The sequence below is a fragment of the Pseudonocardia oroxyli genome, assembly GCF_900102195.1.
GTDB classification, from domain to species: domain Bacteria; phylum Actinomycetota; class Actinomycetes; order Mycobacteriales; family Pseudonocardiaceae; genus Pseudonocardia; species Pseudonocardia oroxyli.
In genome coordinates this window covers 69,103-93,823 of sequence record NZ_FNBE01000017.1, presented here as the reverse complement: position 1 = coordinate 93,823, position 24,721 = coordinate 69,103, and the positions used below count along the sequence as shown (strand labels likewise).

Sequence of the window (24,721 nt, the reverse complement as noted above, 5' to 3'; positions counted from 1 at the left end):
CCCCGGACCTCGCGGTCCGGGGCCGTCGTCGTGCGTGGCCCCGGTCCGGGGCCCGCGGCATGATCCACTCGTCGGAAGCGGGGCGGTCGGAATTCGACCGGTCCGCTTCCCAGGTGTGGATCATGGCGGAAAACCGGAGGCGGTACGCGGGCGCGCCCGGCTAGCGTCGTCGCCGACATCCGGAGGTGGACGGCGTGCGGCCGTTGAGTGTGCGACGGCTGCGTGGGCCGGTGACGGGCCTGGCCGTCGGGGCGGCGGTGGTGGCCGCCGGGGCGGAGGCCGTGGCGGCGACCGTCGTGGGGCGGGTCGCGGGCGGCCCGACCCTGGCGCTGGTCGCGGTCCTCGCGGCGCTGCTGCTGGGGGCCGCCGTGCTGGACACCGTGGGCCGGGTCGTGTTCTCGGGCGTGGTGGGTCGCGCGGAGGGTGAGCTGCGCGCCGATCTGGTGGACGCCGCGCTCGCCCAGCCCGTCGCGGCGCTGGAGGACCAGGCCGTCGGCGAGCTGCTCGACCGCGTGGACGACGACGCCCGCGAGATCGGCACCCTCTTCCGCCGGATCGGCTGGGAGACCGGCGCGGCGCTGCTGCGCTCGGTCGCGGCCTGGGTCGTGGCCGGGCTGCTGTTCTGGCCGGCGTGGATCGCATTTCCGCTGGTCGCGGCGCTGACGGTCGCCGTGGCGCGGCCGTTCACCGCCCGGATCGCCCGTTGCACGGTGGCCGAGGAGGAGGCCTGGTCGGAGCACGCGGCGCAGCTGGAGGAGGCCGTCGCCGGGCAGGACGACATCCGCACCTCGGCGGGTCGGCCGCACGTGCTGCGCGGCTACGCGACCCGCGCCGCCGTCGTGATGGCCCGGACCAGGGCCACGCGCCGGGCGACCACCAAGGTGGGGCTCGCGACCGGGCTGGTCACGCACGCGCTGCTGGGCGCGGTCGTGCTCGGCGGGGTGTGGGTGGTCGCCGGGGATCCCGGCGGCGTCGCCGGGCTGGTGTCGCTGTGGCTGTTGGCGTCCGCGTTCGTGGCCCAGGTCGACGAGGTCGCCAACCAGCTCCCGGAGATCCAGGTCGGGCTGGGCGCGCTGACCCGCGTCCGCGCGCTGCTGGGCGCGGAGCGGGAGCCGACCGGCGGCGACCCGGTGCCGTCGGGCCCCCTCGCCGTCGAGCTGCGCGGCCTCACCGCCGGGTACCCGGACGAGCGGGACCGGGGCGCGTTCCGGCTGTCCGGCGTCGATCTCGTCGTCCCCGCGGGGACGACGTGCGCGCTCGTCGGTCGCACCGGTTCGGGCAAGTCCACCGTGGCGAAGGTCTTGTCCCGCGCCGTGGAACCCCCGCCCGGACAGGTGTGGCTCGGGGGCCGGGACGCCACGAACCTGCAGCTCAGCGGGCTGCGGCGGGCGGTCGGCGTCGTCACGCAGCGGACGGAGCTGCTCTCGGCGACCCTCGCCGAGAACGTCGCGCTGCACCAGCCGGTCCCCCGCGACCGGATCGCGGCGGCGTTCACCGCCCTCGGGCTGGACGACTGGGTCGCCGCGCTGCCGGACGGTCTCGACACCCGGCTCGGCACCGGCGGCACCACGCTGTCCGCGGGCGAGCAGCAGCTGGTGGCGTTCGCCCGGCTGCTGGTGCGGGACGTCGGGCTGGTCGTACTGGACGAGGCGACCGCGCGGATGGACCCGCGCACCGAGGAGCGGGTCACCCGCGCCACCCGGTCGTTGCTGGCCGGGCGCACGGGCGTGGTGATCGCGCACCGGTTGTCGACGATCCGGCACGCGGACTCCGTCGCCGTCCTGCAGGACGGTGCGGTGATCCAGTCCGGCCTGCGGGCGGACGTCGAGCGCGCGCCCGGGCACTTCGCCGACCTGCTGGCGACGACCACCCGCCAGTCCCCCGCCGCCCTCCCCGGGCCCGCGAGACGGCCGCTCCCGGCTCGCGAGTCGTCCGCGGTGGGCACGGCCGCGGCCGTCGCGCTCGCCGAGGTGCCGCGGACGGAGGAGTCCGTCCCCACGCTGCGCCGCGCGCACCGGCGTGCGACCCCGCCGCGGCGGACCGCGGAGAACCACACCCCGCCCCTGCGCCGGGCCGTCCCGCGGCTCATCACCGCGCACCCGCGGTGGGGGCTGAGCGGCGCGTTGCTGTTCGCCCTCGCCGTGGCCTGCGGCGCGACCGGCGTGGCGACCGGCTGGCTGTGGGGCGAGGTCGCGGCGGCGTTGCAGGCGGGCACCTCGCCGTGGGCCGCGGCGGTGGCGCTGACCGTGGTGCTGCTGTCGTTCCCGGTGTGGATCGCCCTGGCCTACCGCACCTACACGATGTGGTGGAACGCGATCGCCCTGCGGCTCCGGCTCGGCGTGCTGCGGGGCCAGACGACCACCCGCCGCCCCGCCCGGACCCCCGCGGGCGAGGTCGTGGCCCGGGCGCTGGACTCCGAGCGGATGATCATCTACCTGGACAACTGGGTGGACGTGACGATGGCGGCGCTGATGGTCACGCTGGCCGGGCTCGCCGCGGGCGACCCGGTGGCCGCGCTCGTCATCGCCGGGATGCTCGCCCTCAGCACCGGCGCCGCGACGGTCGGGGCGCCGTTCGTCGGGCGGGCCGGGCGGGCCGCCGCGGACGCCCGGGCCCGGTTCGGCGCCGAGCTCGGGTCCGCGCTGGAGGCCGTGCGCACGGTGAAGCTGGCCGCCGCGACCGACGCCGTCCGGGCCCACCTGGCGGCGGTCGACCGCACCCGCGTCCGAGCGATCATCCGCGAGCAGCGGCTGCAGACCCTGTTCGAGGGCCTGCCCGGGATCCTGGTACAGCTCGGGATCGTGCTGACCTGGTCGCTGCACCTGGCCGGGGTCTGGGACCTCGCGACGGCGCTGCTGGTCAGCACGGTGCTGGCAGGCTCGGGCTACTTCGGGCAGGTGGGTGCGCAGATCGTCACCGAGGCACCCGCGACCCGGCGGTGGCTCGCCGACGTGGGGGCGCTCGCGGCGCCCGCCGACCCGACCCGGCTGCCCCCGGGCGTCGACCTCGTGGCGGGCACCGCGCCCGCCCCGGAGCCGACACCCGCGGTCCCGCTCGGGGTCCTGACCTGCGAGCGGCTCACCGCGGTGCACGACGACGGCACCGTCGGCGTCGAGGGCGTCGACCTGGAGATCCGGGCGGGCGAGCTCGTGCTGCTCACCGGCGAGGTGGGGTCCGGCAAGTCCAGCCTGCTGGGCGCGCTGGCCGGGATCGTGTCCACCGAGGGCGTGATCCGGTGGGACGGCACCGAGCTCACCGAGACCGACCTGCGGCCGGGCCGGGTGGCGTACGTGGCGCAGGTGCCGCGGATGCTGTCGGGCACGTTCGCGGACAACATCGCGCTCGGTCGCCCGCTGCCCGACCTCGCCGAGGTGGTGGACGCCGCCCGGCTGACCCACGACCTCGCCGTCGCGGGCGGGCCGGACACGGCGGTGGGCCACCGCGGCATCCGCCTGTCCGGCGGGCAGGTCCAGCGGCTGGCGATGGCCAGGGCGCTGGCGACCGGGTCGTCGCTGGTCCTGGCCGACGACGTGTCCTCCGCCCTCGACGCCCGCACCGAGCTCGAGCTGTGGACCGCCCTGCGGGCCCGCGGCACCACCGTGCTCGGGGCGAGCACCACCCGCGTGGCGCTCGAGCGGGCCGACCGGGTGGTCGTGCTGGAGGCGGGCCGGGTCGCGGACACGGGCCCGTGGTCGGTGATCGGTGATCGCTGGGCGCATCTCGCGGGCTGACCGCGGCTCCGTAGCCTGGGGCCGGTGGTGGGCGGGTGGTGAGCACGGCGGGGGAGACGGACCGGCGGGCGCGGGCCGCGGTGGCGGCGGTCTTCCTCACCAACGGCGCCGTCTTCGCGAACCTCCTCCCCCGCTACCCGGAGCTCAAGGACACCCTCGGGTTGAGCAACGCCGAGCTGGGCACGGCGGTGGCGGCGTTCCCGCTCGGTGCCCTGCTCGCGGGGCTGGCGGCGTCGGCGCTGGTCCGGCGCTTCCGCTCGTCCCGGGTGGCGAGCTTCGGGATGGTCGCCGTGGCCGTCGGGATCGCCCTGGCCGGGCTCGCCCCGAACGCGGTGCTGCTCGCCGGCGCCCTGTTCCTGGCCGGGGCGTGTGACGCCGTGGTCGACGTCGCGCAGAACGCCCACGCCCTGCGCGTGCAGCGCCGGTACGGGCGCTCGATCCTCAACTCGTTCCACGCGACCTGGAGTGCGGGCGCGGTGCTGGGCGGGCTCATGGGATCGGCGGCGGCCGCGCTGGCGTTGCCGCTGCCGATCCACCTCGGCGTGTCCGCGGCGCTGTTCATCGCGGTCGCGCTCGCGGCGTTCCGCTTCCTGCTGCCCGGCCCGGAGGACGCCGAGCGCGAGCCCGTCGAGACCCCGACCCGCATCCGCTCCCGCGCGGGCGGGAAGGCCGCGCTGGTCCTGGTGGTCCTCGGGGTGATCGCCTCCGCGGGGGCGCTGATCGAGGACTCCGGGGCGTCCTGGGGCGCGGTCTACCTGACCGGTCTCGGTGCCGCGGCGGGCGTCGCGGGGCTCGGGTTCGTGGCGCTGCAGGCCCTCGAATTCCTGGGCAGGCTCATCGGGGACCGGGTGGTCGACCGGTTCGGCCAACGGGCGACGGCCCGGGCCGGCGCCGTGGTCGTCGTGCTGGGGATGGGATCGGCGCTCGCCGTCCCGTCCGTGCCGCTGACGATCGTGGGGTTCGGCCTGGCGGGCTTCGGCGTCGCGACCCTGATCCCGGCGGCCATGCACGCCGCGGACGAGCTGCCGGGCCTCCCGCCCGGCGCAGGCCTGACGGTCGTGAGCTGGCTGCTGCGCATCGGGTTCCTGTGCTCGCCGCCGGTCGTCGGGCTGGTCGCGGACGCCACGAGCCTGCGGGTGGGCCTGCTGATCGTCCCGCTCGCCGGACTGGTGGTGCTGGTCGGCGCCGGCGCGCTCCCCACCCGCCCCCGCTGACCCGCGAGTCAGCCCCGCGTGTCCCCCGGATCAGCCATGCGAGTCCTCCGGGACGGACCCCCACAGCGTGGCGACGATCGGCCGTCGCAGGTCGGCGCGCCGCACGCACAGCCCGATCGGGAACGCCGCCAGGCCCTCCTCGACGATCTCGACCTGCACCGCGCTCGTCTCCAGGACCAGCCGCGGCACGATCCCCGTCCCCACCCCCAGCGCGACGAGCGCCAGCAGACCCTCGTGCGAGTCCGGCTCGGCCGCGAGCGTGGGAGTGATCCCCCGCGCGCGGAACCACCGCTCGGCGGCCTCGCGCACCAGCCCGCGGTTCGGGACGACGAACGGGCCCGCCCTCGACCCGCCCACCAGCACCAGGTCGGTCACCGCCAGGGTCCGGCCGACCAGGCTCTGCGGCAGCCGTTCCGGCAGGCCGGCGACGGCGGCGTCCACGTCGCCCTCGTCGAGGCGGGCCAGCGCGGCCCCCGCGTCCCCGGTCCGCAGGTCGAGCCGGACCTGCGGATGGGCGGCGCGGAACGGGGCGAGCACGGTCGGCAGCAGCGCCTGACACGCCGTGACCGTGGCGAAGATCCGCAGGTCACCGGCCAGGTCGGCGCTGTCGGTGCGCCAGTCCGACCACAGCGCCAGCGCCCGCTCGGCGTACCGGACGAACCGCTGCCCGTCCGCGGTCAGGGCGACCCCCCGCGGTCCGCGGTCGAGCAGCCGCGACCCCGCCCGCGTCTCCAGGCGTTGGATCGTGCGGGTCAGGGTGGCCGGGCTGACGTGGCACTCGAGGCTGGTCCGCCCGAAGTTCAGGGTGCGGCTCACGTGGAGGAACAGCTCCAGCTCTTGCGATTCCTGCAACGCTCCGCTCCAGTACCTGCGCTTGTCGGAAGACCGCCGGTCACCGTACACAGGTTCCATGCGTTCGGACGTCTTCGAGACCGAGACCCTCACCGTCCCCGGCGGCACCGAGACGGTGCTGCGCGGCGGCCGCCACCTCTTCCCGCTGCTCCCGCAGGCCTTCCACGGCGTGCGGCGGATCGGCGTGATCGGCTGGGGGCCGCAGGGCCGCGCGCAGGCGAAGAACCTGCGGGACTCGCTGTCCGGCACCGAGATCACGGTCTCGGTCGGGCTGCGGCCCGACTCGCCGTCGCGCGCCGACGCCCGCGCCCACGGCTTCACCGAGGAGTCCGGCACCCTGGGCGACGTCCTCGCCGTCGTCGCCGAGTCCGACCTCGTCGTCCTGCTGATCGCCGACGCCGCCCTGGCCGCGCAACACCAGGAGATCTTCGCCGCGCTCAAGCCCGGCGCCACCATCGGCCTCTCGCACGGCTTCCTGCTGGGCCACCTGCGCGCGACCGGCGGCGACCTCCCCGCCGGGCACGCCGTGATCGCCGTGTGCCCCAAGGGGATGGGCGACTCGGTCCGCCGCCTGTACGAGCAGGGCGCGACGGTGAACGGCGCCGGCATCAACGCCTCCATCGCCGTCCACGCCGACCCGGACGGCCACGCGACCGACCGCGCACTGGCCTGGTCGGTCGGCCTGGGCTCGCCGTACACCTTCGAGACGACCCTCGAGTCGGAGTACCGCAGCGACGTCGTCGGCGAGCGCGGGATCCTGCTCGGCGCCGTCCACGGCCTCGTCGAGGCGCTCTACCGCTGGTTCCTGCTCGACGGGTCGGACCCGGTCACCGCCTACGAGCGGGCCTGCGAGACCGTCACCGGCCCGATCGCGCGCACCATCTCGCGGGCCGGTCTGCGGGCCGTGCGGGAGGGCACCGACGCGGAGCTGTTCGACCGCGCCTACAGCGCGACCTACGCGGCCGCCCGCGAGATCGTCGCCGAGATCTACGACGAGGTCGCCGACGGCACCGAGCTCCGCAGCGTCGTCCTCGCCGACGCCCGCCTCGCCGTCCGCCCGATGTCGCGGATCGGCGGCTCGCCGATGTGGGCCCACGGGGACGAGGTCCGCGCCCGCCGCGCCACGCACGAGACCCCGATCGACCCGCTCACCGCGGGCATGTTCGTCGCGACGATGGTCGCCCAGGTCGACGAGTTCGCCGACCGCGGGCACGCCTGGTCGGAGATCGTCAACGAGTCGATCATCGAGGCCGTCGACTCGCTGCTGCCGTACATGCACGCCCGCGACGTGGCCTACATGGTCGACAACTGCTCCCGCACCGCCCGCCTCGGCACCCGCCGCTGGGGTCCGCGGTTCCAGGCCGCCTACGAGCAGATCGCCCTCCCGACGGTCGGCGCGCAGGCGGACGACAAGCTCGTCGCGGGCTTCCTGTCCAACCCCGTCCACGAGGCCCTGGCCGCGGCCGCCGAGCTCCGCCCGAGCGTCGACATCTCCGTCTGATCCGCGCCTGCGGCGCCCGTGCGTGGTAAGTGGTGCCAGAGCACCACTCACCACTCACGAGCGGCCGTAGGCTGCCGGATCATGAGCACGACCCACCGCCTGGCCCTGATCCCCGGAGACGGCATCGGGCAGGAGGTGATCCCGCCCGCCACCGCGGTGCTCGACGCCGTCGGCAGGCGGCACGGGATCACCTTCACCTACGACACCCTCGACTGGTCCTGCGAGCGCTACGCCCACGAGGGCGCGATGATGCCCGCGGACGGCCTCGACCGGATCGCCGGCCACGACGCGATCCTGCTCGGCGCCGTCGGGTGGCCGGGCGTGCCGGACCACGTCTCGCTGTGGGGCCTGCTCATCCCGATCCGGCGCCGCTTCGCCCAGTACGTCAACCTGCGCCCCATCGCCGTGTTCGACGGCGTCCGCTCACCGCTCGCCGACGCCTCCGGGGTGGACTTCGTGGTGGTCCGGGAGAACTCGGAGGGCGAGTACTCCGAGGTCGGCGGGCGGGTCGGGACGGACCTGGCGCTGCAGGAGGCGGTGTTCACGCGCACCGGCGTCTCCCGCATCGCGGACTACGCGTTCGCGCTCGCCGAGCAGCGCCGCAAGCACGTCGTGTCGGCGACCAAGTCCAACGGGATCATCCACTCGATGCCGTTCTGGGACGAGATCGTCGCCGAGCGGGCGGCGCGGCACCCGGACGTCGCGTGGCGCAGCGAGCACATCGACGCGCTCGCCGCGAAGCTCGTGCTGGACCCGCGGAGCATCGACGTGATCGTGGCGTCGAACCTGTTCGGGGACATCCTGTCCGACCTCGCCGCGGCCGTCGCGGGCTCGATCGGCATCGCGCCCAGCGGCAACCTCAACCCCGAGCGCGAGTTCCCGTCGATGTTCGAGCCCGTCCACGGCTCGGCCCCGGACATCGCGGGCAAGGACCTGGCGAACCCGTTGGGCGCCATCTGGTCCGCCGCGATGCTGCTCGAGCACCTCGGTCACGCCGAGGCCGCGGAGGAGGTCACCGCCGCCATGCGCGCCCAGCTGGCCGAGGGCAGCCGCACGAAGGACCTCGGCGGGGACGTCGGGACCACCGAGTTCACCGCGCAGTTCCTCGCGCGGCTCTGACCCCGGCGCAGTGTGGAGCCTTGACCTGAACCGGACTTCAGGGTGCACGGTGACACCGTGAGTGTGGTGCGGGAGGATCTGTTCGGGCGGTCGCGGCGGTCGGTGACCGTCGGGATCGTGTTGCTCATCAGTCTCATCGCGTTCGAGCAGATGGGCGTGGGCACGGCGATGCCCGCCGTCGTCGCGGAGCTCGCGCGGGTGGAGGACTACGCCTGGCCGTTCGTCGCGTTCATCGTGACGATGGTGGTGGGCACCGTCCTCGGCGGCCGGGTGAGCGATGCCCGCGGTCCCCGACCCGCTCTGCTGGCCGCTCCGGCGGTGTTCGGTCTGGGGCTGCTGGTGGCGGGCACCGCGGGCACGTTCGCCCAGCTCCTGGCCGGTCGGATGCTGCAGGGCCTCGGCGCGGGTGCGCAGGCGGTCGCCGTGTACGTGCTCGTCGCGCAGGTGTACGCCCCGCGCTCCCGGCCCGCCGTGTTCGCGCTGATCTCCTCGGCCTGGGTGCTGCCCTCGCTGGTCGGGCCGCCCGTCGCGGGGGTCGTCACCGAACACCTGTCCTGGCACTGGGTCTTCCTCGGGCTGCTGCCGCTGGTGGCGGTGGCGGCCCTGTTGGTGCTGCCCGCCGTCCGGAACCTGAGCCCGCCCGAGCCCACCGTCCCGCGCCGCGGCGTGGTCCCCGCCGCGTTCGCCGCCGCCGTCGGGGTCGCGGCGCTGAGCTGGGCCGGCAGCCATCCCGACGTCCGGGGCGGGCTGGTCGCCCTCGCCGCCGTCGCCGTCCTGGTCCCGGCGCTGCGCAGGCTCGTCCCCCCGGGCACGTTCCGGGCCCGCCGCGGGATCGCCGCCGTCGTCGCCGGGCGCGGCCTGATCGCGGGCGCCTTCTTCACGACGACGGCGTTCCTCCCCCTGCTGCTCACCGCCGTCCACGGCTGGTCCCTGACCGCCGCCGGGCTGCCGCTGATCGCCGGCTCGCTGGGCTGGTCGGCGGCCTCGGCCTGGCAGGGCCGCCACCCCGACCTCCCCCGCCCGATGCTGCTGCGGATCGGGATGTGCGGCATCGCGGTCGGCGCCGCCGGGCTGCTGCTGGTCGCGCCGAGCTGGGGTCTCGCGTGGCTCGCGCTGCCGTTCTGGCTGGTCGCGGGCCTGGGCATGGGTCTGGGCTTCTCGTCGCTGTCGTTCCTGCTGCTGGCCGCCTCGACCGAGGTCGGCTACGACTCCGCCGCCGCCCAGCTCACCGACCAGCTCGCGCAGGCCACGTTCGTCGGACTCGGCGGCACCCTGCTCGCCCTGCTCGCGGGGCCCGCGGTGGCGCTGTCGGTGCTGCTCGTGGTGCTGGTGGGACTCGCCGTGGTCGGGGTGGCGATCGCGCCCCGCACGGCCGCCTAGGAGTCCCCCTAGTCTGGTGGTGTGCAGATCGGTGTGGCGGCGCTCCTCGCCGTGGCCTCCGCGGTGTTCTATGGGCTCTCCGCGGTGCTCCAGCAGCGGGAGGCGTGCCGCTTCGCGGGGGTGGACGGGGCGAGCGGCCTCGCCCTCGTCGGCCGGTTGGCGCGCCGCCGCGGCTGGTGGGCGGCGATCCTGGCGAGCCTGACCGCCGCGGGGCTGCACCTGCTGGCCCTCCATGCGGGCCCCCTGGTCGTGGTCCAGCCGGTCGGGGTGTCCGCGGTCGCGTTCGCGCTGCTCATCGGCAGGCGGGTGAACGGCGAGCCGATCAGCGGGCGCTCGTGGGCGGGGGTCGCGTGCGTGGTCGTCGGGCTGCCGCTGGTGCTCGCCGCCGTGCCGCACGGCCCGCACGGCGCCCACCCGGAGGCGGCGATCGGTCTCTGGCCCGCCGCGGGCATCCTGGCCCTGCTCGTCGCGGCGGCCGTGGCGGCGGCCGCGGTCTTCGGCCACAGCAGGCCGCGGGCGGCCGCGGTGTGCCACGCGATCGGCGCCGCACTCAGCTTCGGGCTGGCCTCCGGCACCGTCAAGGTGATCATGCTCGAGGGCGCGGAGCCCGCCCGGTTCGCCCTGGTCGGGGCCGCGATGCTGATGGGCGTCGTGCTCGCCCAGCACGCCTACCGGGACGGCGGGCTGGGGGCGCCGCTGGCCGTCGTCACCCTCGTCGACCCGCTCGCCGCGGGTGCGTTGGGCGTCCTGGTGATGGGCGAGCCGTTCGGGGCCGACCCGGTCGCCCTGCTGCTCGGCGTGGCCGGCGCGGTGGTGACGTCCGTCGGCGTCGTGCTGCTGGCGGCCCGCCCCGAGCACCGGCCGACGCCCGCCCCGGCCGTGCCCCTCAGCGTGCCGACGACTCCCCCGTCGCCGGGCCGGTGACCGCGGACCCCGCCGCTCAGGCCCCGCCGCTCAGGCCTCGGCGCCCGGGAGGACCGGGCCGATGTAGGTGCCGGGGTGGGTGGCGCCGTCCTGGCGCTGGACCGCACCGCCGGGCCAGGGCAGCTGGGCCGAGCGGGTCTCGTCGGGCGGGGTGACCAGCATGCCGGTCGGGGTCCAGCCACCGCCGTCCTGCGGCGGCTGCCAGGTGATCACGGTGTGCGCGGCCTGTCCCGCCTCCAGGACCAACGGCCGCGGCGTGGAGCTGTCGCGCGGCAGCGAGTAGGTCGGCCCGAACGTCGGGTCGTCGGGGCCCTTGAGGTCGACCCCGCCGAACCCGGTGATCCCGCACGGCTTCGACGACGTGTTGGTCCAGACGATCGTGGTGTGCCGCTGGCCCGCCTCGCCGGTGGTCCGGCCGACCGACGCCTCGAGCTGGTCGAGGCTGCACTTGACCGTGGCGCCGCCGCCGGCGTTCGCCGCCGACGTGGTCGCGGCGCTGGTGGGCGCCGGCGTCGCGCTCACCGACGCGACGCCCGGCGGTGGGGCGGCGCTCGACCCGCAGGCGGCCAGGAGCAGCGTCCCGGCGATCAACGTGACGGCACGCACCGAACGAACGATCATGTCCGACAGGGTGGCCCGGCGCGGGCCGCCGCGCAGCACGGATCGCCCGATCGTGGTGCTACTCGGCCTCCAGGTCGCCCTCGGTCTCCAGGTAGGCCTGGCGCAGGGCGTCGAGCGTGGCCTGCTCGGGGGCCTCCCAGAGCTTGCGCTCCACGGCTTCGAGCAGCCGCTCGGCCATGCCGTGCAACGCCCACGGGTTCGACTCGGACAGGAACTTCCGGTTGTCCGGGTCCAGCACGTAGGTCTCGGTGAGCTTCTCGTACTGCCAGTCCGCGACGACGCCGGTCGTCGCGTCCCAGCCGAACAGGTAGTCGACCGTGGCCGCCATCTCGAAGGCGCCCTTGTAGCCGTGCCTGCGCATGGCCTCGATCCAGCGCGGGTTGACCACGCGGGCGCGGAAGACCCGGGCGGTCTCCTCGTGCAGGGTCCGGGTGCGGACGGACTCGGGCCGGGTCGAGTCGCCGATGTACGCCTCGGGCGCGGTGCCGGTCAGCGCGCGGACGGTCGCGACCATGCCGCCGTGGTACTGGTAGTAGTCGTCGGAGTCGGCGATGTCGTGCTCGCGGGTGTCGGTGTTCTTGGCCGCCACCGCGATCCGCCGGTAGGCCGTCTCCATGTCGTCGCGGGCGGGGGCGCCGTCGAGGCCCCGGCCGTAGGCGTAGCCGCCCCAGGTCGTGTAGACCTCGGCCAGGTCGGCGTCGTCTCGCCAGTTGCGGGAGTCGACGAGCTGGAGCAGACCGGCGCCGTAGGTGCCGGGCTTGGACCCGAAGATCCGCGTGGTGGCGCGGCGCCGGTCCCCGGTGCGCTGCTCGTCCGCCGTCACGTGGGCCTTCACGAAGTTCTGCTCGGCGGGCTCGTCGAGGTCGGAGACGAGCTGGACCGCGTCGTCGAGCAGGGCCAGGACGTGCGGGAACGCGTCCCGGAAGAAGCCGGAGATGCGCACCGTGACGTCGATGCGCGGCCTGCCGAGCTCCTCGAGGTCGATCACCTCGAGCCGGGTGACGCGCCGGGACATCTCGTCCCAGACGGGGCGCACGCCCAGCAGCGCGAAGACCTCCGCGACGTCGTCCCCGCTGGTCCGCATGGCACTCGTGCCCCAGACGGAGAGCCCGACGGACCGCGGGTACTCGCCGCCGTGGTCGCGCCGGTAGCGCTCGACGAGCGACTCCGCCATCGCCTGCCCGGTCTCCCAGGCGAGCCGGGACGGGACGGCCTTGGGGTCCACGGAGTAGAAGTTCCGGCCGGTGGGCAGCACGTTGATCAGCCCGCGCAGCGGGGAGCCGGACGGGCCCGCGGGAATGAACCCGCCGTCCAGCGCGTGCAGGATCCGGTCGATCTCGTGCGCGGTCTCCGCCAGCCGCGGCACCACCTCGGTCGCGGCGAACCGCAGGATCCGCTCGACGACCTCGGCCTGCGGCCCGGCGTGGCCGACTCGCGTGTCGGAGGTGGGGGACTCGCGTGTCGGGAGGGCGGGACGCGCGGGACCGTCCGCGGGTCCCCCGGTCCCGACACGCGAGTCCGACAGGCGGGAGCGGACGATCTCCGCGGCGGCGTCGGGGTTCCAGCCGGCGGCCTCCATGTCGGCGACCAGGCCGTGGGCCAGCGCCTCGACGCGGTCGACCTCGCCGCGGGCCTCCGTGCCGTCCTCGGCCAGGCCGAGGGCCTCGCGCAGGCCGGGCACGTTCTGCTCGCCGCCCCACATCTGGCGGGCGCGCAGCATGGCGAGGACCAGGTCGACCCGGACGGACCCCTCGGGGGCCGCGGCCAGGACATGCAGCCCGTCCCGGATCTGGACGTCCTTGATCTCGCACAGCCAGCCGTCGACGTGCAGGAGCATGTCGTCGAACTCGGCCTCGTGCGGCCGGGAGTCCAGCCCGAGATCGTGGTCCATCTTCGCCGCGGTCATCAGCGTCCAGATCTGCTGGCGGATCGCGGGGAGCTTGGCGGGGTCGAGGGCGGAGACTCCTGCGTGCTCGTCGAGCAGCTGCTCGAGGCGGGAGATGTCGCCGTAGGTCTCGGCGCGGGCCATCGGCGGGATCAGGTGGTCGACGAGCGTGGCGTGCGCGCGGCGCTTGGCCTGCGTGCCCTCCCCCGGGTCGTTGACCAGGAACGGGTAGATCAGCGGCAGGTCGCCCAGCGCGGCGTCCGTGCCGCAGCTCGCGGACATGCCCAGGGTCTTGCCCGGCAGCCACTCCAGGTTCCCGTGCTTGCCGATGTGGACGACCGCGTGCGCCCCGAACTCCTCGGCCAACCAGCGGTAGGCGGCCAGGTAGTGGTGCGAGGGCGGCAGGTCCGGGTCGTGGTAGATCGCGACCGGGTTCTCGCCGAACCCCCTGGGGGGCTGCACGATCAGCGTGACGTTCCCGCTGCGCAGCGCCGCGACGACGATGTCTCCGTCCTGCACGTAGTGCTCGCCGGGCGGCGGGCCCCAGTGCTCGGTCACGCCCGCGCGCAGGTCCTCGGGGAGGGTGTCGAACCACCGCTGGTAGGTCTGCGCGGAGATGCGGATCGGGTTGCCCGCCAGCTTCTCCTCGGTGAGCCAGTCCGGGTCCTGGCCGCCCGCCTCGATGAGGGCGTGGATCAGCGCGTCGCCGTCCTGCGCGTCGACACCCGGGAAGTCCCCGATGTCGTAGCCCGCCTCCCGCATCGCGTGCAGCAGCGCGACCGTCGACGCCGGGGTGTCCAGCCCGACCGCGTTGCCGATCCGCGCGTGCTTGGTGGGGTACGCGCTCAGCATGAGCACGATCTTCTTGTCCGCGTTGGGGATCCGGCGCAGCTCCGCGTGCCGCACGGCGATGCCGGCCACCCGCGCCGCCCGCTCGTGGTCCGGGACGTAGACCGACAGCCCGTCCGCGTCGACCTCCTTGAAGGAGAACGGGACGGTGATCAGCCTGCCGTCGAACTCGGGGACGGCGACCTGGGTGGCGACGTCCAGGGGCGAGAGCCCGTCGTCGTTCTCCTCCCAGGTGGCGCGGCTGGAGGTGAGGCAGAGACCCTGCAGGATCGGCACGTCGAGCGCGGCGAGCTCGGCGACGTCCCACTCCTCGTCCTCGCCGCCCGCCTGCGCGGAGGCGGGCTTGGTGCCGCCCGCCGCCAGCACGGTGACGATCAGGGCGTCGGCCTGCCTCAGCGTCTCCAGCAGCGCGGCGGGGGCCTGCCGCAGGGAGGCACAGAAGATCGGCAGGGGCGTGGCGCCGCGCGCCTCGATCGCCTGGCACAGCGCCTCGACGTAGGCGGTGTTCCCGGCGATCTGCTGGGCGCGGTAGTAGAGCACGGCGACCGTGGGGCGGGCCGATGCGGGGGCCGACGCGGGGGCCGACGCTTGGGACGCCCAAGCGTCACTGAGCGGTGCTTGGGCGTCCCCAGCGTCACGGCGGACGTCCGGGCCTGACGCTTGGGCGTCCCGAGCGTCACTGAGCGGTGCTTGGGCGTCCCAAGCGTCAGGGCCGGCGGCGGGGCGGGCGGCGGCGCGCTCCAGCACCCCCCACTCGGCCAGCTCCACCGGCGGCGCGAAGCCCTCGCCGGTGAGCAGCACGGTGTCGCTGAGGAACGCGTGGAGCTGGCCGAGGTTCTCCGCGCCGCCCTGCGCGAAGTACGTGTGCGCCTCCGCGGCGATGCCCGCGGGCACACTGGAGAGCTCCATCATCTCCGCGTCCGGCGCCATCTCCCCGCCGAGTGCGACGAGCGGGGTGTCGCCCGCGCGCAGGAGGTCGAGCCCGGCCTCCCAGTACCGGTAGCCGCCCAGCACCCGGACCACCACGACGTCCGCTTCGGCGACCATCCCGGGCAGCTCGTCGAGCAGCACGCGGTTGGGGTTGGCCAGGCGGAAGTCCGCACCGGAGGCGCGGGCGGACAACAGGTCCGTGTCCGACGTCGACAACAGCAGGACACGGGGCATCGCGGCGAGTCCCTTCCTCGGGATCCTCGTCCCGGGTCAGTGTGCGTGGGTGGCGTGGCGGGCAGTGTCCTGGCTCCCGGATCGTCGCTCGCCCCGGGCCTTCCGGGTCTCCCCGTGGCCGTCGGTGCGGGGTCTGCTCCCCGGTGACAGTGGCGGGACCGCGCCGGACTCGCACCGGCTTCCTGGCTCCGCACGCCTCTTCGGTTGTGGTGACCCCACTCTCCGCAACACGCTCACCCCGAGTCAAGCCGCCGTGCTTACAGTGTCGCCGTGTCCTCCCCCCGCACCCGCGCCGACGCGTGCCCCGGCGTCCTCGCCCCGCACGACGCCGCGGACGGCGCGCTCGCCCGCGTGCGGCTGCCGGGCGGGGTCGTCACGGCGGCGCAGCTGCGGGTGCTCGCCGGGAGCGCCGAGGAGCTCGGGGACGGGGCGGTCCACCTGACCTCGCGGGGGAACCTGCAGCTCAGGGGGCTCTCTCGGGAGGATCCGCGGTTCGAGCAGCGGCTGCGGTCCGTGGGTCTGCTGCCCTCGTCGACCCACGAGCGGGTGCGCAACGTGCTCGCCTCGCCGCTGTCCGGTGTGGACGGTGGCCTGGCCGACGTCCGGGGTCTCGCCCGCGAGCTGGACGCGCGGCTGTGCGCCGTCCCGGCGTTGGCGGGCCTCCCCGGCCGGTTCCTGTTCGCCCTCGACGACGGGAGAGGTGACGTCGCGGCCGAGCGTCCCGATCTGTGCTGGCGCGCGACGGGCCCCGACCAGGGGGTTCTCGACGTCGCGGGGGTCGCCACCGAGGTCGGCTGCGCGGTCGCCGGGGCGCCTGCCCTGCTGGTCGCCGCTGCTGAGGTCTTTCTCACCCTCCGCACGCAGGAGCCGGGGTGCGGTGCCTGGCGGGCGAGCGAGATCCCCGACGCGCCCGCCCGCATCGCCGTGGCGCTGGGGCGGACCCGGGCGCCTGCCGCGCCCGGGGACGGTCCCGTGGCCGCGAATCCCCGAGGGGACGACGGGGATGATCCACACCTCGGAAGCGGGAGGGTCGGAACTCGACCGCCTCCCCTCCCGATCGTGGATCATGGACCCGCGCTCGTGGTGGCGCCGGTGCTCGGCGAGCTGTCGGCGGCGCAGCTGCGGGCGCTGGCGGCAAGCGCGACCGAGGTGATCGTCACGCCCTGGCGCACGATCGTGATCCCCGATCCGCGTGCCGCGCAACGCCTCTGGGCTGCCGGGCTGCGCCCGCTCGACGATCCCGCGCTCCGGATCAGCGCCTGCGCCGGGCGGCCGGGGTGCGCGAAGTCCCACGCGGACGTGCGGGGGGACGTCCGCGACCTGCTGGCCGCCGCGACCGACCTGCCGCGCGCCCACGTCGTCGGGTGCGAGCGGCGGTGCGGGGCACCGCACGGGCCGCACCTCGACGTCGTCGCGCAGCCGGACGGCACCTACCGCATCGACGATCTCCGCGTTCCCGATCTCTCCGCATTGGACAGGACATGACCAGCGACTACATCCGCGACGGCGCGGAGATCTACCGGCGGAGCTTCGCCACGATCCGGGCGGAGGCGGACCTGTCCGGGTTCCCGCCGGACGTCGGGTACGTGGCGGTCCGGATGATCCACGCCTGTGGGCAGGTCGACCTCACCGGCGACATCGCGTACTCCCCCGGCGTCGTGGCGGCGGCGCGCGCGGCCCTGCGGGACGGCGCCCCGATCCTGTGCGACGCCATGATGGTCGCCTCGGGCGTGACCCGGGCGCGGCTGCCGAAGGACAACGAGGTCGTCTGCACGCTTCGCGAGCCCGAGGTCCCGGCGCTCGCGGAACGCCTGGGCACCACCCGGTCCGCCGCCGCCCTGGAGCTGTGGCGAGACCGGCTCGACGGCGCGGTCGTCGCGATCGGCAACGCCCCGACCGCCCTGTTCCACCTCCTCGACATGATCGACGCCGGGGCCGCGCGCCCGGCCGCGATCCTCGGCATCCCGGTGGGCTTCATCGGCGCCGCCGAGTCCAAGGAGGCCCTGGCAGCCCGCCCCGACCTGGACTTCCTCGTGGTGCACGGCCGCCGGGGCGGGTCGGCGATCACGGCGGCGGCCCTCAACGCGCTGGCCAGCGAGCAGGAGATCTAGGACATGCCAGGCACCCTCTACGGCACCCTCTACGGCGTGGGGCTCGGCCCCGGCGACCCCGAGCTCGTCACGATCAAGGCGGCCCGGCTGATCGGGGCCGCGGACGTCGTCGCCTACCACTCGGCGCGCCACGGCCGCTCCATCGCGCGCGGCATCGCCGAGCCGTACCTGCGCGGCGACCAGGTCGAGGAGCAGCTGGTCTACCCGGTCACGACGGAGACCGTCACGGACTACCAGGGCGCGATCGACGCCTTCTACGCCGAGGCCGCCGCCCGGTTGGCCGCCCACCTGGAGGCGGGCCGGGACGTGGTGCTGCTGGCCGAGGGCGACCCGCTGTTCTACGGGTCCTACATGCACATGCACAAGCGGCTCGCGGGCCGGTTCCGCGCCGAGGTCGTCCCGGGCGTGACGTCGGTGGCCGGCGCCGCCGCCGCGCTCGGGCAGCCCCTGGTCGAGCGGGACGAGGTGCTTACCGTCCTGCCCGGGACGCTGCCGCGCGAGGAGCTCGCGGAGCGGTTGCGGGCCACCGACTCCGCCGCCGTCATGAAGCTGGGGCGGACCTTCGGGACCGTGCGCGGGGCGTTCGAGGACGCGGGCAAGCTCGACCGCGCCCGGTTCGTGGAGCGGGCCACGATGGCGGGCGAGCGCACCGGCGCGCTCGCGGACGTCGACCCCGCCTCGGTCCCCTACTTCTCGATCGCGATCCTGCCCGGCGAGGTCGCGGCGAGCGTCCCCGAGGAGCCCACCGACCCCGTGAGTGGCGATAGTCGCCAGAGCGACTATCGCCACTCACGGGGTGGGGTGACGGTGGTCGGGACGGGCCCCGCGGGGCGGGACTGGCTCACCCCGCAGACCGCGGCCGCGCTCGCCGAGGCGGACGATCTCGTCGGGTACGGGCCCTACCTGGACCGGGTGCCGCCCAACCCGCGCCAGACCCGGCACGCCAGCGACAACCGGGTCGAGGCGGAGCGGGCCGCGCACGCCCTCGACCTGGCGGCCGGCGGCCGGTCGGTGGTCGTGGTCAGCGCCGGGGACCCCGGGGTGTTCGCGATGGCGACGGCCGTGCTGGAGGTGGCGTCGGAACCCGAGTACCTCGACGTCCCGGTGCGGGTGCTGCCCGGGCTGACCGCGGCGCAGGCGGTGGCCGCGGCCGTGGGGGCGCCGCTGGGGCACGACTACGCGATGATCTCGCTGTCGGACCGGCTCAAGCCGTGGGAGACCGTCGTGGACCGGCTCGTCCACGCGGCCCAGGCCGACCTGGCGATCGCGATCTACAACCCGCGCTCCAAGGCCCGCCCGTGGCAGGTCGGGGCGGCCCGGGACGCGCTGCTGGCCCACCGCGCCCCCGAGACGCCGGTGGTGCTGGGCCGCGACGTCGGCGGGGCCGGCGAGCGGATCACGGTCACGACGCTCGGCGAGCTCGACCCGGAGCTGGTGGACATGCGCACCCTGGTGATCGTCGGCTCCAGTCGGACCCGCACGGTGACAAGGGGCGGACGAACCACCGTCTTCACCCCCCGCCACTACTGACGCACTATGGAACCTTGATGCGGAGGTAAGCGCTTCACAATCGCCTCAAGGTTCCATAGTGCGATGGGCGGTCCAGTCTGCCGCAGCCGCTGGGGTGTCCACCGCCTCGACGCCCGGTGGTAGGGGCGGGCGGTCGATCATCAGGACCGGGATGCCGAGGGACTGCGCCGCCTGCAGTTTCGCGCCCGTCGGGCCGCCGGAGTCCTTGGTGACGAGGACGTCGATCGCGTGCTCGCGCATCAGCGCCGTCTCGCCCTCGACGGTGAAGGGTCCGCGGTCCAGCACCGAGACCATGCGGCGCGGCGTCGGCGGTGCGGGCGGATCGACGGAACGGACCAGGAACCACAGGTCCGACCCGGCGAACAGGGCGAGGTCCTGGCGGCCCGTCGTCAGGAACACGCGCGACCCGAGCGAGGGCAGCACATCCGCGGCCACGGCGAGGGACGGCACCCGGGTGAACGCGCCGCTCCACCCCGGACGACGCAGGACCACCAGGGGGACGCCGGCGAGCGCACACGCCTGCGCCGCGTGCGCGGTCATCTGCGCCGCGAAGGGGTGGGTCGCGTCCACCACGGCGGTGATCCCGGCCGAGCGCAGGTAGGACACCAGGCCGTCGACGCCGCCGAAGCCGCCGATCCGCACCTCACCGGGCGGCAGCACCGGCTGCCGCACCCGCCCGGCCAGCGACGAGATCGATCCGGGCAGGAGCTCGGCCAGCGCGCGCGCGTCCGAGGTGCCGCCCAGGATCAGGACCGGCACGGCATCACGAACGACACGGCGTCACGAACGGCACGTCATCACGAACGACACGGCGTCACGAACGGCACCGGGCGTCCGAGTACAGGTGGCTGTCCGGGAACTGCTCGGCCGCCAGCGCCCGCCCGACGATCACCACCGCCGTGCGCTGGATGCCCGCCTCGCGCACGGCGTGGGCGATGTCGTCCAGCCGCCCGCGCAGCACGATCTCGTGCTCGCGCGAGGCGTGGGCGACCACGGCGGCCGGGCAGTCCGACCCGTGGATCGGCACCAGCTCCTTCACGACCTCGTCGATCCGGTGCACGGCCAGGTGCAGCACGATCGTGCCCTGCGCCGTCGCCAACGACTCGGACTCCGGCATCGGCGTGGCCCGCGCCGCGATCCGGGTCAGCGTGACGGTCTGGGCGACCGTGGGCACGGTCAGCTCGCGCCGCAGCGCCGCCGCGGCCGCCGCGTAGGCGGGCACCCCGGGCGTGACGTCGTAGGGCACGCCCGCCGCGTCCAGCCTGCGCATCTGCTCGGCCATCGCCGAGAACACCGACGGGTCGCCGCTGGCCAGCCGGGCCACGTCCAGCCCGTGCTCGTGGGCCCGGACCATCTCCTCGACGATCTCGGCGAGCGTCATCAGCGCCGTGTCGACGGTCCGCGCGCCCGGCGGGCAGAGCTCCAGCATCTCCGGCGGCACCAGCGAGCCCGCGTAGAGGCAGACCGGCGACGCCGCGAGCAGGTCCCGCGCCCGGATCGTGAGCAGGTCGACGGCGCCGGGACCCGCCCCGATGAAGTGGACGGTCACTGCTTGACCGTGCTCCAGATCGTCACGGACATGCCCGGGCGCCAGCCCAGGAAGCCGCCGACCGGCTCGGCACGGGCGATGGACATGCGCACCAGCGACCCGCCGAACCGCCGCTGCGCCACGGCCAGCGCCGACTCGGACTCCACCGTGACCCCGTTCGCGACCAGCCGACCGCCGGGAGGCAGGGCCGCCCAGCAGGTGTCGAGCACGCCCTCGCGGGTCAGGCCGCCGCCGATGAAGATCGCGTCCGGCACGGGGAGGTCGCTGAGCACCTCCGGCGCGATGCCGGTGACCACCCGCAGGGTGGGCACGCCGAGTGCGTCCGCGTTGTCCCGCACCCGCTCCGCGCGCACGGCGTCCGCCTCGACCCCGATCGCCCAGCAGGAACGGTGCGCCCGCATCCACTCGATGCCGATGCTGCCCGAGCCCGCGCCGACGTCCCACAGGGTCTCCCCCGGGCGCGGCGCCAGGTGGGCCAGCGTGACGGCCCGGATCTCCCGCTTGGTCAGCTGGCCGTCGTTGGCGTAGGCGTCGTCCGGCAGGCCGGGGACCTCGCCGAGGACCCGGGCGCCGGGCTCGGCGGCGCACTCGACGGCGACGACGTTCAGCGCGTCCCCCTCCGGGTGCAGCCAGTCCCGCGCCACCCCGGAGTACATCCGCTCCCCCGGCCCGCCGAGCTGCTCGAGCACGGTGAGCCTGCTGGGCCCGTAGCCGTCGTCGGTGAGCTGGGCGGCGATCTGGGCGGGCGACTCGGCGCCCGCGGACAGCACGAGCACGCGACGGCCCGGGGAGACGGTGCGCCGCAGCCGCTCCACCGGCCGCCCGACGATGCTGACCACCTCGACGTCCTCGGTCGGCCAGCCCAGCCGGGCGCACGCGAGGGTGGTCGACGACGGGTGGGCGATCACGTGCATGCGCCGGGCGCCGACGGTCCGCGCGAGGGTGGCGCCCAGGCCGAAGAACATGGGATCGCCCGAGGCGAGCGCGCACAGCCGCCTGCCCGCGTACCGCGCGAGCAGTCCCGGCAGCGCCGGGACCAGCGGGGACGGCCAGGCCACCAGGTCGGCGGTCACCTTGCCCGCGACCAGGTCGAGCTGGCGCGGCCCGCCGAGGATCACCTCGGCCGCGGCCAGGGTCTCCTGCGCGGTGCCCGCGAGGCCCGACCAGCCGTCCGCCCCGATCCCGACCACGACGACGGCCGGGCCGGTCTCGGCGAACGACACGGCCGGCTCCGCGCCCTCGGTCTCCGGCGTCATCCCACCGCTCACGTCTCCACCTCTCGACGACCGGCTGGTCGACTCCGCAGGCTCCGCCGACCCCGATGGTCGACTCCGCAGGCTCCGTCTTCGTCGAGCACGACCCTACGTGGTCGTCCGTCAGCCGCGGGGGTGAGTCGGCCGACCGAACGGGTCATACCGGACGCGACGATGCTAGCCAGGCCCGGGGAGGCCGTCCGTCAGGTGGGGGTAGTTCTTCGGCCGCAGCCGCATGGCGTGCAGCACCCGCTCGCCGTCGTGGACGACCTCCAGCAGGTCGCGGCCGGTCCCGACGCCGATCAGCAGCGTCCGCTCCCCCTGCGCCACGGTGCGCAGCGGGGCCGCCAGCACGGTGTGGATCTCCTCCTCGGTGACCCCGTGCTTGAGCGCCCCGCTGCTGATGTTCACCGCAGCGCCCCCCGGAGTTCGACCTCCACGGCCGCGGCGGCCGTCACCTCGCGCGGGTGCGGCAGGTCGATCGTGCGTTCGTGGACGACGCGGGCGGGGCGCGGGGAGAGCACGAGGACCCGGTCGGAGAGGTAGACCGCCTCGCGGACGTCGTGGGTGATGAGCAGCACCGTCCAGCCGAACCGGGCCCGCATCTCGTCGAGCCACTCCTGCATGGCGGTGCGGGTCAACGAGTCCAGGGCGCCGAACGGCTCGTCGAGCAGCAGCACGTCCCGGTCCTGCACGACGGTCCGCAGCAGCGCCGCCCGCTGCCGCATCCCCCCGGACAGCTCGTCGGGGCGGGAGTGCTCGAACCCGCTGAGCCCGAACGGCTCGAACAGCGCCCCGGCCTTCGCGCGCGCCGCCCGCCGGGGCATGCCCGCCACCTCGAGCCCCAGGGTCGTGTTGTCCAGCACCGTGCGCCAGGGGAAGAGGAGGTCCTTCTGCGGCATGTAGGCCGAGCTGGCCGCCTCGACCCGGCCGGCGTCGGGTTCCAGCAGACCGGCGAGCACCTGGAAGAGGGTGGACTTGCCGGAGCCGCTGGGCCCGAGGATCGAGACGAACTCCCCGGGCGCGACGTCGAACGACACGCCGTCGAGCACCCGCAGGTCGCCGAAGGAGACCTGCAGGTCCCGGACGCTGATCTTCACCTGCGGATCCACGGGGCGACGAGGCGCTGCACGAGGAAGGTGAGGGCGAAGAGCGCCAACGTGATCACCGCCGACACCCCCACCGCCGCGAGCACGAGGTCGGTGCGGAACGAGTTCTTCTGCTGGTTCATGAAGATGCCCAGCCCGGCCTGCGCGCCGACGTACTCGGCGAAGATCGCGCCCGTCACGGCGTAGGTGATCCCGATGCGCAGGGCCGTGAAGAACGACGGCAGTGCACCCGGCAGCCGGACGTAGCGGAACTCCGTCCAGCGGCTCGCGCCCATGCTGCGCAACAGGTTCGAGGCCTCACGGTCGGTCCGGGCGAACCCCTCGACCAGCCCGACGACGATCGGGAAGAACGTGACCAGCGCGATGACCAGCACCTTCGGCAGCAGCCCGAAGCCGAACCAGAGGATCATCAGCGGGGCGATCGCGATGATCGGCAGGGTCTGCGAGGCGATCATCAGCGGCAACAGGGCGCGGCGCAGCCACGGCGAGAAGTCCACGGCGGTCGCCAGCACCCAGCCGACGGCGAGCGACAGGGCGAACCCGACGGCCGTGACCTGCAGGGTGGGCAGGGTGTTGGTCCAGAGCGCGGCGCGGTTGGCCCAGCCCTGCTCGACGACCCGCAGCGGCGAGGGCAGCACCTGCGGGGCGACCCCGGACAGCGTCACGCCGAGCTGCCAGCCCACCAGCAGCAGCGCGATCACGACGACCGGCGGGGCCCAGCGCGCGGGCCTGCGCGGCACCGGCCGGGCCGCCGCGGGCGGGCGCTCCAGGGTCGCGGTCACGTGGGCTGTCCGAGGTAGTCGTTGGTGAACCAGGTGGCGAAGTCCGGGCGGGCCCGCAGCGGCTGCCCGTTCGCGTCCACCACGGTGCCCGAGTCGACGAGGAAGCCGGAGAAGCCCTGCCACCGGTCGAGGGTCTGCGGGCCGACACGGCCCTGCGCGTCCTTCAGGTAGTCCTTCGCCAGCATGTCCTGGCTGCGGGTGACGAGCTCGGGCTCGGTGAAGGCGCCCGGGTTGGCGTCCTGCAGGTCCTGCGCGGCACGCGCCGGATCGTCCGCGGCGAGCTGGTAGCCGCGCTGCGCGGCCTGGACGAAGGCCCGGGCCGCCTCGGGGTGCGCGGCGAGCCAGGGCGAGTGGCCGATGAGCAGCACGTTGTAGGCGTCGGGGAAGCCGAAGTCGGTGTAGCGGAAGGACTTCAGCGGCTCACCGCGCAGCTGCGCCTCGATGCCCTCCCACGCCACGAACGGCTCGGTGAAGTCGACCTGGCCGGCGTACAGCGCCTCGTAGGCGCTGGTCCCGAGCGTGACGCTGGTGAAGTCGCCGGTGCCGCCCGCGTCCTTGATCACCTGCTGCATCTTCGGCACCTCGTACGGCGCGCCGAAGCCGCCGTAGGTCTTGCCGTCGAGGTCCTTCGGGCTCTGGATGTCGGCGCGGTCCGCCTTCACCGCGATCTCGGTGGCCCAGTGCTGCAGGATCGCCATCACGCTGGTGATGTCGGCGCCCGCCCCCTTCGAGTAGGTGAAGGAGTCCTGGAAGGAGATCCCGAACTCGGCGGCCCCGGAGCCGACGAGCGTGTCCGGGCTGGTGCTGTTGTACGGCAGGAACTCGACGTCGAGCCCCGCCTGGGCGAACCACCCCTCCCGCTGGGCGACGAACAGCCCGGAGTGGTTGGTGTTCGGGGTCCAGTCCAGGGCGACCCGGATCTTCTGGCCGGTCTCGGGGCCGCTGCCGCCGCTGCCGGCGGAACAGCCGGTCAGGAGCAGGACCACGCCGAGGAGTACGGCAGCGCTGTGCAGGACAGACGTGAGCGCGCGCAAGGCGACCTCCCTACGCCGGTGCTAACCGGGTCAGGTGCGAACGGTCGACGGCCGGTCCTGCCGCCCTCTCAGCCTCGGAACGTGGGGGCTCCCGCGGGTACGGGAGCAGACCC

19 protein-coding genes and 1 riboswitch are annotated in these 24,721 nt (G+C 74.9%); of the genes, 9 read left to right on the top strand and 10 right to left on the bottom strand.

The genetic code is table 11. The features are described 5' to 3' along the window. Positions 1 to 194: 194 nt before the first annotated feature. Together BLS43_RS23305 and BLS43_RS23300 are read left to right on the top strand one after the other, a co-directional pair. Entirely contained in the window at positions 195 to 3,731 is a 3,537-nt protein-coding gene (locus BLS43_RS23305; protein WP_218129968.1) for an ATP-binding cassette domain-containing protein, read from the top strand. Between the two features lie 35 nt (positions 3,732 to 3,766). Then, positions 3,767 to 4,945, top strand: a complete 1,179-nt coding sequence (locus tag BLS43_RS23300; RefSeq protein ID WP_093088752.1) for an MFS transporter — start codon at positions 3,767 to 3,769, stop codon at positions 4,943 to 4,945. A gap of 30 nt (positions 4,946 to 4,975) precedes the next feature. On the opposite strand, the gene BLS43_RS23295 is transcribed toward BLS43_RS23300, so the two are convergent. Then, entirely contained in the window at positions 4,976 to 5,797 is an 822-nt protein-coding gene (locus BLS43_RS23295) for a LysR substrate-binding domain-containing protein (protein WP_245707731.1), read from the bottom strand. A 58-nt stretch (positions 5,798 to 5,855) separates the two neighbouring features. Between BLS43_RS23295 and BLS43_RS23290 the strand changes: the two genes are divergently transcribed. The 4 genes from BLS43_RS23290 to BLS43_RS23275 all read left to right on the top strand — a co-directional run bounded on the left by BLS43_RS23290 (position 5,856) and on the right by BLS43_RS23275 (position 10,721). Next, positions 5,856 to 7,298 carry a ketol-acid reductoisomerase gene (locus BLS43_RS23290; RefSeq protein ID WP_093088750.1) on the top strand — a complete coding sequence of 481 codons (1,443 nt, stop codon included), beginning with the start codon at positions 5,856 to 5,858 and terminating at the stop codon, positions 7,296 to 7,298. Positions 7,299 to 7,379: 81 nt separating this feature from the next. Next, positions 7,380 to 8,417: a tartrate dehydrogenase gene (locus tag BLS43_RS23285; protein WP_093088749.1), complete on the top strand. Its 1,038-nt coding sequence runs from the start codon at positions 7,380 to 7,382 to the stop codon at positions 8,415 to 8,417. A 57-nt stretch (positions 8,418 to 8,474) separates the two neighbouring features. Continuing rightward, positions 8,475 to 9,797: an MFS transporter gene (locus tag BLS43_RS23280; RefSeq protein WP_245707729.1), complete on the top strand. Its 1,323-nt coding sequence runs from the start codon at positions 8,475 to 8,477 to the stop codon at positions 9,795 to 9,797. 21 nt (positions 9,798 to 9,818) lie between these two features. Beyond that, positions 9,819 to 10,721 (top strand): DMT family transporter, encoded by a 903-nt coding sequence (locus tag BLS43_RS23275; RefSeq protein ID WP_093088748.1) that lies wholly within the window; start codon positions 9,819 to 9,821, stop codon positions 10,719 to 10,721. Positions 10,722 to 10,751: 30 nt separating this feature from the next. Here the strand turns inward: BLS43_RS23275 and BLS43_RS23270 are convergent, their stop codons facing one another. After that, positions 10,752 to 11,342 (bottom strand): DUF4232 domain-containing protein, encoded by a 591-nt coding sequence (locus BLS43_RS23270; RefSeq protein WP_093088903.1) that lies wholly within the window; start codon positions 11,340 to 11,342, stop codon positions 10,752 to 10,754. 58 nt (positions 11,343 to 11,400) lie between these two features. Continuing rightward, the gene (gene cobN / locus BLS43_RS23265; RefSeq protein ID WP_093088747.1) at positions 11,401 to 15,240 is read right to left on the bottom strand and encodes a cobaltochelatase subunit CobN; all 3,840 of its coding nucleotides are present in this window, start codon (positions 15,238 to 15,240) and stop codon (positions 11,401 to 11,403) included. Between the two features lie 62 nt (positions 15,241 to 15,302). After that, positions 15,303 to 15,425, bottom strand: a riboswitch (cobalamin riboswitch). Between the two features lie 85 nt (positions 15,426 to 15,510). On the opposite strand from cobN, the gene BLS43_RS23260 reads away from it, so the two are divergent. Genes BLS43_RS23260 through BLS43_RS23250 form a run of 3 tightly spaced genes read left to right on the top strand, consistent with a single transcriptional unit; the run spans position 15,511 to position 18,881 of the window. Beyond that, on the top strand, positions 15,511 to 16,725 hold the full coding sequence (locus BLS43_RS23260; RefSeq protein WP_093088746.1) for a nitrite/sulfite reductase: 1,215 nt from the start codon (positions 15,511 to 15,513) through the stop codon (positions 16,723 to 16,725). After that, entirely contained in the window at positions 16,722 to 17,351 is a 630-nt protein-coding gene (locus tag BLS43_RS23255; protein WP_093088745.1) for a precorrin-8X methylmutase, read from the top strand. Before BLS43_RS23260 ends, BLS43_RS23255 begins: the two co-directional genes overlap by 4 nt. 3 nt (positions 17,352 to 17,354) lie before the next feature. Further along, entirely contained in the window at positions 17,355 to 18,881 is a 1,527-nt protein-coding gene (locus BLS43_RS23250) for a precorrin-2 C(20)-methyltransferase (protein ID WP_093088744.1), read from the top strand. Between the two features lie 45 nt (positions 18,882 to 18,926). Here the strand turns inward: BLS43_RS23250 and BLS43_RS23245 are convergent, their stop codons facing one another. The 7 genes from BLS43_RS23245 to BLS43_RS23215 all read right to left on the bottom strand — a co-directional run bounded on the left by BLS43_RS23245 (position 18,927) and on the right by BLS43_RS23215 (position 24,608). Beyond that, entirely contained in the window at positions 18,927 to 19,640 is a 714-nt protein-coding gene (locus tag BLS43_RS23245) for a cobalt-precorrin-6A reductase (RefSeq protein ID WP_093088743.1), read from the bottom strand. Between the two features lie 55 nt (positions 19,641 to 19,695). Further along, complete coding sequence (cobM, locus tag BLS43_RS23240; RefSeq protein WP_093088742.1) at positions 19,696 to 20,430, bottom strand: precorrin-4 C(11)-methyltransferase; 735 nt, start codon at positions 20,428 to 20,430, stop codon at positions 19,696 to 19,698. Beyond that, positions 20,427 to 21,698 (bottom strand): precorrin-6y C5,15-methyltransferase (decarboxylating) subunit CbiE, encoded by a 1,272-nt coding sequence (gene cbiE / locus BLS43_RS23235; protein ID WP_237192506.1) that lies wholly within the window; start codon positions 21,696 to 21,698, stop codon positions 20,427 to 20,429. The genes cobM and cbiE overlap by 4 nt, the downstream gene beginning before the upstream one ends. 162 nt (positions 21,699 to 21,860) lie before the next feature. Then, entirely contained in the window at positions 21,861 to 22,094 is a 234-nt protein-coding gene (locus tag BLS43_RS23230) for a hypothetical protein (protein WP_093088741.1), read from the bottom strand. Further along, positions 22,091 to 22,783, bottom strand: coding sequence for an ABC transporter ATP-binding protein (locus BLS43_RS23225; RefSeq protein ID WP_093088740.1), 693 nt, complete (start codon positions 22,781 to 22,783; stop codon positions 22,091 to 22,093). The genes BLS43_RS23230 and BLS43_RS23225 overlap by 4 nt, the downstream gene beginning before the upstream one ends. Continuing rightward, positions 22,780 to 23,574 carry an ABC transporter permease gene (locus BLS43_RS23220; RefSeq protein ID WP_245707728.1) on the bottom strand — a complete coding sequence of 265 codons (795 nt, stop codon included), beginning with the start codon at positions 23,572 to 23,574 and terminating at the stop codon, positions 22,780 to 22,782. Before BLS43_RS23220 ends, BLS43_RS23225 begins: the two co-directional genes overlap by 4 nt. After that, positions 23,571 to 24,608: an ABC transporter substrate-binding protein gene (locus BLS43_RS23215; RefSeq protein WP_093088739.1), complete on the bottom strand. Its 1,038-nt coding sequence runs from the start codon at positions 24,606 to 24,608 to the stop codon at positions 23,571 to 23,573. The genes BLS43_RS23220 and BLS43_RS23215 overlap by 4 nt, the downstream gene beginning before the upstream one ends. Positions 24,609 to 24,721: the final 113 nt, after the last annotated feature.